Origin of the sequence: Mobiluncus mulieris ATCC 35243 (assembly GCF_000160615.1) — a bacterium.
In the GTDB taxonomy this organism is placed as follows: domain Bacteria; phylum Actinomycetota; class Actinomycetes; order Actinomycetales; family Actinomycetaceae; genus Mobiluncus; species Mobiluncus mulieris.
In genome coordinates this window covers 148,480-160,441 of record NZ_GG668519.1, presented here as the reverse complement: position 1 = coordinate 160,441, position 11,962 = coordinate 148,480, and the positions used below count along the sequence as shown (strand labels likewise).

At 55.9% G+C, this 11,962-nt stretch carries 9 protein-coding genes; 4 read left to right on the top strand and 5 right to left on the bottom strand.

Annotated features, from left to right (window positions below; translation table 11 throughout):
• Window positions 1-65: 65 nt before the first annotated feature.
• Entirely contained in the window at window positions 66-1,952 is a 1,887-nt protein-coding gene (locus tag HMPREF0577_RS05725) for a cell wall-binding repeat-containing protein (RefSeq protein WP_004012789.1), read from the top strand.
• On the opposite strand, the gene HMPREF0577_RS11830 is transcribed toward HMPREF0577_RS05725, so the two are convergent.
• Together HMPREF0577_RS11830 and HMPREF0577_RS05720 are read right to left on the bottom strand one after the other, a co-directional pair.
• Window positions 1,882-2,391, bottom strand: coding sequence for an ATP-binding protein (locus tag HMPREF0577_RS11830; protein ID WP_004012788.1), 510 nt, complete (start codon window positions 2,389-2,391; stop codon window positions 1,882-1,884). The genes HMPREF0577_RS05725 and HMPREF0577_RS11830 overlap by 71 nt on opposite strands.
• Window positions 2,392-2,426: 35 nt before the next feature.
• Entirely contained in the window at window positions 2,427-3,425 is a 999-nt protein-coding gene (locus tag HMPREF0577_RS05720; RefSeq protein WP_004012787.1) for a bifunctional riboflavin kinase/FAD synthetase, read from the bottom strand.
• Window positions 3,426-3,641: 216 nt separating this feature from the next.
• Here HMPREF0577_RS05720 and rpsO point away from each other — a divergent pair, with 216 nt between their 5' ends.
• Entirely contained in the window at window positions 3,642-3,911 is a 270-nt protein-coding gene (gene rpsO / locus HMPREF0577_RS05715; RefSeq protein WP_004012786.1) for a 30S ribosomal protein S15, read from the top strand.
• Between the two features lie 226 nt (window positions 3,912-4,137).
• Window positions 4,138-6,522 carry a polyribonucleotide nucleotidyltransferase gene (locus tag HMPREF0577_RS05710; protein ID WP_004012785.1) on the top strand — a complete coding sequence of 795 codons (2,385 nt, stop codon included), beginning with the start codon at window positions 4,138-4,140 and terminating at the stop codon, window positions 6,520-6,522.
• A 184-nt stretch (window positions 6,523-6,706) separates the two neighbouring features.
• On the opposite strand, the gene HMPREF0577_RS05705 is transcribed toward HMPREF0577_RS05710, so the two are convergent.
• The gene (locus HMPREF0577_RS05705; RefSeq protein ID WP_004012784.1) at window positions 6,707-7,951 is read right to left on the bottom strand and encodes a carboxylate--amine ligase; all 1,245 of its coding nucleotides are present in this window, start codon (window positions 7,949-7,951) and stop codon (window positions 6,707-6,709) included.
• Window positions 7,952-8,084: 133 nt separating this feature from the next.
• On the opposite strand from HMPREF0577_RS05705, the gene cuyB reads away from it, so the two are divergent.
• On the top strand, window positions 8,085-8,798 hold the full coding sequence (gene cuyB, locus HMPREF0577_RS05700; protein WP_004015146.1) for a cysteate racemase: 714 nt from the start codon (window positions 8,085-8,087) through the stop codon (window positions 8,796-8,798).
• Window positions 8,799-8,839: 41 nt separating this feature from the next.
• Here the strand turns inward: cuyB and HMPREF0577_RS05695 are convergent, their stop codons facing one another.
• Entirely contained in the window at window positions 8,840-9,253 is a 414-nt protein-coding gene (locus HMPREF0577_RS05695) for a hypothetical protein (protein WP_004012782.1), read from the bottom strand.
• Complete coding sequence (locus tag HMPREF0577_RS05690; protein WP_248613715.1) at window positions 9,250-11,916, bottom strand: PspC domain-containing protein; 2,667 nt, start codon at window positions 11,914-11,916, stop codon at window positions 9,250-9,252. The genes HMPREF0577_RS05695 and HMPREF0577_RS05690 overlap by 4 nt, the downstream gene beginning before the upstream one ends.
• Window positions 11,917-11,962 lie beyond the last annotated feature (46 nt).

Sequence of the window (11,962 nt, the reverse complement as noted above, 5' to 3'; positions counted from 1 at the left end):
GCGGACACTGCGAGGGCTGAGACTTGCTAGACTTAGTGAGTAAACGGTGAAAAAGGGGAAAGAACATGACCACGAAACTAGGTCGCATCGGATGGATAATGACAGCCAGCCTGGTGGCTTTCGGAGGATTCGGGGTTAACGCCAGCAGTGCTCCAGCCGGCGGCTATGAACCCCTGTACGCCCCCCAGATTGCCACCACGGCCGCCAGTGAAACTACGGGTGAATCCGGGCAAGCACCTCATGAAGCCGCTGCGAACCGTGCCATGCTCACTTTGGAAAACGGCGAACTTATGATAGGCGGTGGCACCACCGCCACCGGGGGCGGCACCGACTGGTTGTCCTATATTTCCATTACCAACTATGACAACACTGGTTCGATTTGCACCGGAATCCTGGTTGATCCGTCTTGGGTGTTGACCGCGAAGCATTGCACTGCGAAAACCCCCCGCTATATCAATATTTCTTTTGGGTCGAAACGGATTGGTTCTGCCCCAGTAGACGACTACAAGGTTCACCCCGAGTTCGACGCGGCCTTGCTGCACCTCAAAGACCCGGCGGCGGGGGTAACCCCGGCACGACTGGCGCAAGGCCAGCCTCGAATCGGCGATGTGGGTATTGAATACGGATGGGGCGGCAGCGGAAACGTCTTGCAAAATACCCAACAGCGGATTGTATCCAGTTGTTTCACGGTGGTCGGTAAAGAAGACCCCTCGCGGTTTACCGCGAACTGTTCCGGTGCGCAAGCCACTGGCCAGTTGAGCTACAAAGTCCAATGGCCTGGGGTTACTACGGAACATGGGGATTCCGGCGGGCCGCTGGTGGTAAATGGCCAGGTTGTGGGTACTTTGATTGGGGGTAATGCCGAGGCGGCTTATTTCGGTTCAGTCTTGCCGCTGGCGGGATGGCTCCAGGATATCGCCCAGGTGCGGCTGGGACAGGTCACTATGAATGTTGTGGAATATCCCTTTGAATCACGTTTGGAACGGATTTCGGGGGCGAACCGTGTGACAACTGCGTTGGCGCTGCACGGGGCGAGTGGGGGCAGTGGGGATGCCGTAGTGTTGACCACGGGTACTAAAGCCCCCGACGCCCTGAGCTCAGCGGCTTTGGTGGGCGCGCGCGGCGCGACGATTCTGCTGTCGATGGGCAATAGTGGCGCGGTGGAATCCGAAGTGGTGGATGCCATCAAGACCTCGGGGCGCAAACAGGTATACGTGGTTGGCGGCGGGGTGGCTTTGAACCCGGCGCAGGTTCAGGATTTGGCCAGTGTCGGGGTGAGTGTGGAACCTCTGTCGGGCGCGGATCGCTTTGCGACGGCCGCTCGGGTGGCCGAACTAGCCGTTGGTTTGAACTATGCCAAATCGTCTGTTTCAGTGCCTTTGAAAGATTTGGACGTGTTTCTGGTGGACGCTACCAGTGATCCCAATATTCCCGACGCGATTGCGGCCGGTCCGGTGGTCGCCGCGCGTCACGGGGTGATTCTGTTCACGAGGGGTCAGTCGATTCCTCCGGCGACCCGTCAAGCCCTGTCTTCCCTGGGGAACAGTGTGGCTAAGCTGGGCGGAAAGCTCCGCTTGTGGGCGGTGGGCGGACGATCCTATGCCGCGCTTAGAGCCAGTGGGGATTTCGGGCTGGGTGCGGTCATGGAATCCGCTCAGGGGATTGTGGGGGCGAATCGCTATGAGACCGCGACCCGGTTGGCCGAGAATTTCGGTGCTGGGAATGGCGGATACTTGGTGGCTTCCGGCACGGTGTTTGCCGATGGCCTGGCCGGCGCGGGCTATGCCTACGCGGCAGGCAAAGGGATTTTGTTGACCGCGCCGAACCAGTTAAACCCCAGTTTAGCGGCCTTCGTGCGGGCTCATCCGAGTGTGTCCTACACTATTGCTGGCGGATTGGGCGCGGTGTCGCGTTTCGTCGCCAACCAGATTGGCAGCCTCTTGCAGCGCTAGTGTTTGTTTGGATTGCGGACACACTTTTTTTGGCTTGATTTACTCCACAGTACACTCCCGCCGCCGTCACGCGCCCAATAGTGCCAAGGGGACGACGTAAAGCCTCGGGGCGGCGCACAGTTGCCCCGTAGTCCGGTAAATCCCGGTCGGCAATCAGGCGCAGGTACGAATCGAGCAACTCTTGGGTGACTTCGGCCGGTTTTTCCGTGATTCCAGGAAACCCGCTACGAGCGATAGCGCGGCAGTAATTCGCCAGGTCGAAGTCTGTGTGACCGGTAATCTGTTGCTTCGGGTTCATGAGGAGCTTCCCGAAACTGACGCTAGATTCGACAATTCCCCGCTCGAATAGGCTCATGGGTCGCATCCGCAGTGACAGTACTCGTCCGGCTCCGCTGTGCAACCCGGCGGCATCGAAAGGGGTAGCCGAGCCGGTCGACACGACTCAGGCCGGATTCCGGCACTTTTACCCTGTCACTAAACAGTGACGGCGTCGGGGGCTAGGCGAGTGGCGTGGGGGACACCCAGCACGGTTGCGGTTTCCAACAGGTCTTGATCCATGCGGGAAAGCAGGGCATCGAGGGACTCAAAAGCGCGGTTTTCCCGGATACGGTGTACGAACTGAACCACGATTTCTTCGCCATAAAGGTTTAAATCGGAACGCCCCAGGACATGGGCTTCGACGGTGCGCCCCACATCCCCGAAGTGCGGGGAAGTCCCCACCGAAATCGCGGCGGGCAGAGCCTCTAGAGAAGTGGGATGATTCGACCCGTGGGGATAAGCTCGACGCACCCACCCCGCGTACACCCCGTCAGCGGGAATCGCCTCTACATATTCCGCGTCTAGATTGGCGGTGGGGAAACCCAGCTGGCGGCCACGTTGTTTGCCATGTACTACTAGGCCGCGCACCTGGTGCGGTCGCCCCAAAACATAGCCGGCCTGATCCACGTTACCGGCCTCTAAAAGGCGCCGCACCCATGATGACGACCAGCGTTTTGAGGTAATTGGGTCGATAATGTCGGGGACGACCTGAACGGCGAAGCCGTATTTTGCTCCCAGCTCGGTTAAAGTGACGATATTCCCGGAGTTTTGCGCCCCGAAACGTGTGTCCTTACCCACCACAATAATTCGCGGTTGTAACGGTTCCACCAGGCATTTCACCACGAAATCCTTTGGCGTAAGCGCCGCGAAATCCAGGTCGTAGTGTTGCACCCAAGTCGCATCCAAACCTAGCGCCGCCAGGAATAAGAGCCGGTCGCCCAGGGTACAAATCAGCTTATTGCCCGGGGATGGTTGGTGCACCTGGCGTGGCAGCGGGTCGAAGGTCAAAGCGAGGGAATTGAGGTGGTTTTCGCGCGCCAGTTCCACCACTTGGCGAATAATCTGTTGGTGCCCCATGTGAACCCCGTCGAAAGTTCCAATAGTTACGACGGAGGGGCCGAATTTAGATGGCGACTCATGAAAAATTTGCACCATCTTACCCTAGCAAAAACGTGAGGGCGGTGGTTTCCCCAGGGCGGGGCGGGTTCATGAGGTGCCATTTGCAAAGTGACGTAAATTATGGGGTGTACCCTGGGGATTCGTCAGGTTATTGACCCTAGTGCTAAACTTATAAAGCCGTCATGTCGGCCGCGCCTTGGATGCGGTGGGGAAAAGCCCCGGCGCTGCGCGCAACGAGAAAGAGGAGAGCCAGTGGCACTCACTAAGGAAGAAAAAGACGCGATTATTGCTGAATATGCAACCCATCCGGGTGACACCGGTTCGCCGGAAGTGCAGGTTGCTTTGTTGAGCAAACGCATCAAGGATTTGACCGAGCACTTCAAAACGCATCAGCATGATCATCATTCCCGTCGTGGTTTGATGCTGCTAGTTGGCCAGCGTAAGCGTCTGCTGGGTTACTTGCAGGAAGTCGACATCGAACGCTACCGTAGTCTGAAAGACCGTCTCGGTCTGCGTCGATAGTTGTAGCAGGGCTGACTGGATACATCCAGTCAGCCCTATTTTATGTCATTGAGGTAGTTTGAACATCTCGATGATGTGTTAGTAAAAGTTAGAATCAGCGTCTTTCGGTCCTCGGTAGTGACCTCCGGACGTGGCCAGTGGTACGGAAGCTTTCCGTGAAGAAAGACCGCCCGTGGGTCTCGATCGATGACCGCCGACGCTACCAAAAGAGAAGAGGAGGGCTCCTTTGGAGGGTCCTGAAATTACGGCTGCCGAGGCAGTTATTGACAATGGAAAATTTGGGAAGCGTGTATTGCGCTTCGAAACTGGCTTGCTGGCACGCCAAGCTGCCGGTTCGGCGATGGTGACCTTGGATGGGGAAACTGTGGTGTTCGCCGCAACCACTGTGGGTAAGCAACCCAAAGACCAGTTTGATTTCTTTCCTTTGACAGTTGATGTCGAAGAGAAACAGTATGCGGCGGGTCGGATTCCCGGTTCGTTCTTCCGTCGTGAGGGGCGTCCCGGCACGGAGTCGATTTTAGCGGCGCGTCTAATTGACCGCCCACTGCGCCCTGCGTTTGTGAAGGGGCTGCGCAATGAAGTTCAGGTTGTAGACACCGTTATGGCGATTCATCCCGACGAGGCCTATGATGTGGTGGCTATTAACGCTTCATCCATGTCTACCCAGTTAGCTGGCTTGCCTTTCTCCGGGCCGATTGGTGGTACCCGCCTGAGCCTGATTGACGGGCAGTGGGTGGCTTTCCCGACCTATCCCCAGATGGAACAGGCGACATTTAACATGGTGGTAGCCGGTCGCGTAGTTGGCGAGGACGTGGCCATCATGATGGTAGAAGCCGGTGGTGGTGACAACGCCTGGGAGCTGATTCAGGCCGGTCAGCAAGCGCCAACCGAGGAAGTCGTGGCTGGTGCCCTGGAAGCCGCGAAACCAGTAATTCGCGAACTGTGCCGCGCTCAGTCTGAGGTGGCCGCAAAGGCAGCGAAAGAAACCGCAGAATACCCGTTGTTCCCAGACTACGAGGATAACCACTTCGAGGCGATGAAAGCCGAAGTTGAGGCGGATTTGTCCGAGGCAATTCAAATTGCCGACAAGCAGACCCGCGAAAACCGGGAAACTGAGATTCGTGATGCGGCTATCGAAAAATTGACCGTGGAAGGTGGCGAGTTCGAGGAGCAAGAAAAGGAACTTAAGGCTGCTTTCAAGGCTTTGGAAAAGAAACTGGTGCGTGCCCGGGTACTGCACGAGGGCAAGCGGATTGACGGACGTGGTTGCAAGGATATTCGTTCCTTAGCTGCTGAAGTAGAGGTGCTGCCGCGGGTTCACGGGTCGGCTTTGTTCCAGCGCGGGGAAACTCAAGTGTTGGGTGTGACCACGCTGAATATGTTGCGCATGGAACAACAGTTGGATAACTTGAGTCCGATTACCCACAAGCGTTATATGCACCAGTACAATTTCCCGCCCTATTGCACGGGTGAAACCGGGCGGGTGGGCTCGCCCAAACGTCGTGAAATCGGGCATGGACACCTGGCCGAGATGGCTTTGGTTCCAGTAATTCCCTCGCGCGAGGAGTTCCCCTACGCGATTCGCCAGGTCTCTGAGATTATGGGGTCCAATGGTTCGTCTTCGATGGGTTCGGTGTGCGCTTCTACTCTGTCGCTGTTGAATGCTGGAGTGCCGCTGCGGGCTCCTATCGCTGGTATCGCCATGGGGCTCATGAGTGAACCAGGCGAGGACGGCCAGACACACTTCGCGACCTTGACTGATATCCTGGGTGCTGAGGATGCCTTTGGCGACATGGACTTTAAAGTCGCTGGAACCAAAGAATTCATCACTGCCTTGCAGTTGGATACGAAGTTGGACGGGATTCCTTCCGATGTGCTGGTGGGAGCCTTGGGTCAGGCGCGTGATGCCCGTTTGAAGATTCTGGATGTGATGCACGCCGCGATTGATACACCTGACGAGCTGGCACCAACCGCGCCGCGAATTATTACGGTTAATATTCCGGTGGACAAGATTGGTGAGGTTATCGGGCCGAAAGGCAAGATGATTAACCAGATTCAAGAGGACACCGGCGCAGAGCTGACCATTGAGGATGACGGCACGGTGTATATCGGTGCTGATAATGGACCGGCGGCCGAGGCTGCTCGCGATGCAGTCAACGCCATCGCGAATCCCCAGATGCCAGAGGTAGGGGAGCGTTTCGTGGGGACAGTGGTGAAAACTACCACCTTCGGGGCGTTTATTTCCTTGACTCCCGGCAAGGACGGTTTGCTGCATATCTCTCAGATTCGCCGCCTGGTTGGTGGCAAGCGAGTTGAGAATGTCGAGGATGTCCTCCAGGTTGGACAGCAAGTCCAGGTTGAAATCGGTGAAATCGACCAGCGCGGTAAGCTCAGCTTGCTCGCGGTGGTGGACGATGAAGCAGTCACGACAGCGGATGAAAATTCCGGTGAATCTGGCGAAAATGAAGGCTGTGAGTCGCGTGAACCTCGCCGCGAACGCCGCGATTTGGGTGATCGTGATGGGGAACCTCGCCATCGGGAACGGGCGCGTCGTCGCACGCGCCGGGCGCATCCGGACGAGGATCGCGACTTTGGAGATATCCAGTACTAAATTCTTAAACTAGGGAATGTGGTTTCGGCCTGGCATCATGCCAGGCCGAAACCACTTAAGCTTATGTGGCAGGGTTGACTTTTGGTGGCTCTGTTTATCTGGATTTTCATCAGGTGCCGTTACAGTAAAAAGCCGAAAGAAAAATGGCACCTCATGAACCCGCCGGCGAAAGCATGACTGGAAACTAAGCGCGACCGGGGCGCCTAGCGTAATGCCAGTAGCTTTTAAGACTCGAAAGTCGCTCGCGGTGGTAACGCAACCAACGAAGCCACGTCCGATCCTTTTCATACCACTGAGTGAAACCGTAGCCGCGCCGCAGGACTTCCAAAGCTTGCTGGCGGATAGCAGGGGGCGCATAGCGTTTCACCAGGAAAGGCGAAACATAGAGCCACATTTTCCCAGTTTCCGTATGCAGATGCGCCGGTTTGCTTCCGTCATCCAAACCTAGTAAATCGTCTATCAAATAGGTAATGAAATTGCAGCCCCCCAAATCCATGTGAAAAGAACTGCGGCCTTGGCGCAAATTAATTTCAAACACCTTGTACACCCCGTCGCGCGGGTCACGCTTCAAATCAAAATTAGCGAAACCGGTGTAGCCGATTTCTTCTAAGAAACGCTGGAACACGGGGTAAACCTCGGAACCATCGGTGGTATAAAGCGCATGATAATTTCCGATTTCTGCCGGTAACACCGCATCCAAGACACATTGCCCGAAACACATCATCCGGACTTGGCCACTGCGAGACACATAAGCATTCAACACCGCCATCTGGGCGCAATCACCAGGAATAAAATCCTGAGCCACCATCTTGCCGGTATATCCAGCGGCATAAATCCGGTGCAGGGCATCATTGAGTTCCCCAGAATTCTCGATACGATAGGCCTTCCTTTTACCCGCGAAATTCAGCCCCAGATAGGCGATGGAATCATTGGCCTTCAAAGCCACCGGAAAATCGAAGGGTAGCTGAACATCGCCGGCGGAAACCATCTTTTCGGTAATCACAAAAGTCTTGGGGTAAGCCAAGCCGTATTGCTCGCAAACTGAATAGAAATCCAACTTGTTTTCCAAACGCTTTTGCAGTCCGGCATCGACAGCGCTGAAGAGAAACCCCCGCGATTCCAAGAGTTGTTTATTACGGGAAACCTGTTGGGCGTAGCTGTCCCCGCAGGGAATAATAATTTTCTTGACCTCAGGGTAGCGAACCGAAAGCTGCTCTAGAGTATCCAGCAGAACTTTGTCCTCACCCATGCGCAGATTGAGCACTCGAGTAAGAATTTTGGAATCGGAAGTGTAGCCCAACCCTCGTTTGCCCAGACAAACACTTTTTATGCCATAGTTTTCATAGATAGCTCGAGCCACGCCATAGGCGTTGTTGTCGGTACCCAGAATTAGGGGCAAAAAATCGAGAGCTTTACCTACTGATGTCACTCCTCAGATTATACACGTTGCCTAGTATTGTCAGCGAGACTGCCTAGGATAAAGTCCTTAGTTAGGAATGGCTGGTAATGTATTCGTTCAGAAGATATCCGGTATAGGCACTAGATTCCAAGGAGGCACAGCTATGAATCGAACCGTGGGGGTGCTGGGGGGTCTGGGGCCACTGGCGACGGTGTATTTCCTGAAAACGGTTGTTGATTTTACCCAAGCCCAAAGCGACCAGGACAATGTGGATTTGATTATAACTCAGCATTCTTCCACCCCTGACCGAACCGCTGCCCTCCTGGACGGGGGCGAATCGCCCGCCCCGATTATGGCCGCAGATGCCCGAAAATTGCAGGACGCTGGAGCGGAATTCCTGGTGATTCCTTGCAATACCGCCACTAATTTTTTGCAGGCCGTGGTAGAGGCAGTAGATATTGAAGTAGTTAATATCGTGACGGAAACCGTGGCCGAAATCGGCAGAAAAAACGCTGGCGGAATCAAACGAGTGGCAATTATGGCCACCGAAGGTACTATCGCCTCGGAAATATACCAGGAAACCCTGCAACTGGCTGGATACGAAGCCCTGGTGCCCTCGGCACAGTTACAAAAAGAGATTTCGGGAATTATCTATGGCTATGTGAAAGCCGGCCAACCCGTAAGTCGAGAGCTGTTTTTCGGAATTATCAATAAACTGCGCCAAAACGAGGCGGATGCAGTTATCTGTGGGTGCACGGAACTCTCTGTGGTTTATAAAGACCTGCAGATAACCGACCCCACCATTGTGGACTCCCTAGCCACCCTGGCCAGGCTCACCGTGATTAAGGCCGGTAAACAACTGCGACCAGGATTGTGAAACCCGGAACTTCCCGTGAAACTCCGGTGTACTGGCGTGATTTACTTGCGGGCAGTGATAAAAGCGCCAAGCAGCAGCACCACACCGGCGGTGCCCAGCAGGGCTAAGTTGAGCTCCCACAGGTCGATTTTTGCGCCCAGGGCGATGGCGATAGCCGCCAGACCCACAACGATAAACACAATTGAAAAGGTCAAGTCCACTAGCCCCAGCTTTTCTTTCAATTGGGGTGTTGTTTTTGGTTTAGCCGTGTCGGGCATTTTGTCAGCTACCTTGCCATCTCCAAAGTCGAGGCTCGTGATTGGAGACGGGGCGGAGGCTTCCAAAGAATCGCGTGGAGTTTCGGCTGGCTCCTCATGCACCGCAGCAGCAGTGGGCATAACCCAGCCGGCGCTGGGTGGTGCAACGGAGTCGGCTTCCCCGGCGGGGGTAATACTAGGATTTTCAGTTTCGTTCATGATGGCATCCCTTCATCTGGGTCGGTGTCCTCAGTTTCATCGTTTTCCTCGGAATTATCTTGTTCCTCGGTTTCGGAATCGTCTCGGGATTCCGAAACCGTATCGTCTAAGTGGGGCTTTTTCGGCTGATAAGGCAGTGGAGCGCCGGTTTTCGGATTGAATAAGGTGTCTCCGGTTTTCCACTGTGAGCCGCCGGGCTGATAAAGGTCATTGAAACCATCGTTATTCTTATCCTCCCACGGTCCCAAGGCGCCGTCTTGTACCTCAGTTAGGGTCAAGGGCTTATGGGAATCCACTCTGGGGGCAATCTCTTTTGCCGGCAGGCCAGCTAAACGATCTGTCCGCGTGGCTATTCGGGCGGCTAAAACGGGGGGAAGTGCATTGCCATTGTCCAATTCTTGCCGCTGAGAGTTTTCATCCAACCAATAGTTGATTAGGAAATGCCCATCGGGCAGAACCTTACCATTCCACAGCACCTCGGAGGGACGCTCGTAAATAGACACCGTACAATCCACGCAGGCTACCGTAATCTCTTGCACATCGACTTTCCCCTGGGCGGCGGCGTTCTCTAAGAGGTAGGTTTTCCCTTTGGCAGCCTTAGCCCCCCAAATCACCTTTCTGGTTTCCACCTGCAACGCCCGGTCGGTGAACAGCACCCGCCGGGTGCCATCGGCACTCAAATACTGGGGTCGCTTTGTGTCAGTGCGAGCCCGTTGCAAGAAACCACGTTTAGGGTTGCCCGGTTCCGTCCACGAATTCATCGCCGAGAGCCGAATCTCGCCGGAAAACTGTTGCATTTTTACCCGCACCGGCTGGTCGGGATGGAGATAAATATTGATGATGCCACTGACGCTTTGCGCCTCTATCGGGTCGGTGTCTTTTTGTCCACGCAAATCGATATTGTAATTCGCATCTACCCCTTGCACGGAATCCCCGGGATACAGGGTCATTTCATGGTCGTCCAAAACCGAGGGCAAGTTTTCCCAGCTCCAGTTTTTAGTCAGACCGCGCACCTCGGGAGCAATCTCGGCGGCGACTAATGACGGCACCAGCGCCAAAAACACCACCAATGGGGTGACCCAGGCTAGCCAGGAAGTGCGCCGGCGTCGCAAAGTCAACACCAGCATTCCGACCCCAAGCACAACCGTGATAGCCCCCGTATTTACCAGCCAATACTGTTCCGGGCGTGGCCAAAGCTGGAAATACTGGGCTAGATTGCCGGCGAAAATCACCAGTAGCACCAGACCCGCGATTGCCAGGTTAAAGGCTCGAGACGGCCCGGCCACCCGCTCCGGTCGCGGGGGAAGCGCTGCAACTGTCGTCGGTACCGGCGGGGCATAGCTAGGTTGGGTAAATCCAGGGGCGGTAGTCTCCGGTTGCGCCGTATTTGGGGCTGGCACCTCATGAATCCCCGCCACATAAGAAGTATAGGGAGCCGCTGGTGTCGCGCTGGCGGGGGAAACACCCTGCGGCAAGCCGGAGTCGCCACCAGCAAAGCCAGGGCTACCGGCGGAGGAAGTGCTGCACACAAAGGTGCCCCCGGCGGGATTTGCGCTGGTGGGAACCGTGTTGGCGGGAACCGCCCCGGCACCAGGAGCGTAACCCGGCTGGTAAGGCGGGGTATTACGCTTGCTGGCTCCCACCACCGCACAAATAATGAAGGCCGGGATGGAAATCGGGGATATTCCCAAAACGCCCATAAAAGTCATGGTGAAAAGCGGGAATGCCGGGAAATTACCCAGAGAGTTAATCAGGATGACTTCGGCGATGGTACCCAACAGGGAACCGAAACCAACCAGCAGCCCTACCGTCCAAGCCTGGTTGTATTTGCGCCGGTAAAACAGCATACAGACCCAAATCGTGGCGCAAATAACGATGCTGCCCGCAGCTATAAATGCCAAGAAGATAAAGATGGCAGGTATCGCACTGGAACCAAAGTAGTCGCTCAGGTGGGAAACCCATCCGAATCCTCCGAAAACCCACGCTAAGGGGGTAATGCCGAAAGGCTGCGTAAACACGTTGATTTCGGGAAAAACCCGGAAAAATCCCAGCACAGCCAACAGAATCGGGAAGGCCATTATCGGCTGGGCTTGCCCGTATCTAGCGTCTTCGAACAGGGTGCGGCCGGCGGTTTTCTCGGGCAACAGCAGCCAGGCCAGGCCGTAGGCCAACATGCCGAGGCCGGTAAAGAGTATCAGCACTACGGCGATGCCTCGCACTATTATCGGGTCGATACCCATTTTTTCGGCGAGTCCGGCGCATACGCCGCCGGCGACCTTGTTGGTCTCGAGGCGTTTCCAGGTGGCAGCCCGCAGCCGGTCAAAGAATCCCAGGCGGGGCGGCGGGACTTGGTGGTTTCCGGTCGCGAAGGTGTCGGTGGGGATGTCTGTGTTGGGAGCCTCGGCCGCGCCGGAACTGTCGGGCGGGTTGGCGGCGCTGCTCGGGTTGGCGGCGCTGTCGGTCGCGCTGGTCGTGTTCGTTGCGTCGGCGGGGTTGCTTTCGGTTTCATGAGGTGCTGACTCGGCACGAGGCGCGCTGTTTTGGTTGGTGTCGGTGTTTCCAGCTTCATGAGGTGCTGGCTCGGCACGAGGCGCACCATTAGCGGCGTCAGGCGCAGACTCAGTGGCATCGGGCAGGGAATTCGCGGCATTATTTTCATCCATGTTTCTATTCTTTACCGGATTCCAGACTGAAACCATAAGGGGTTCC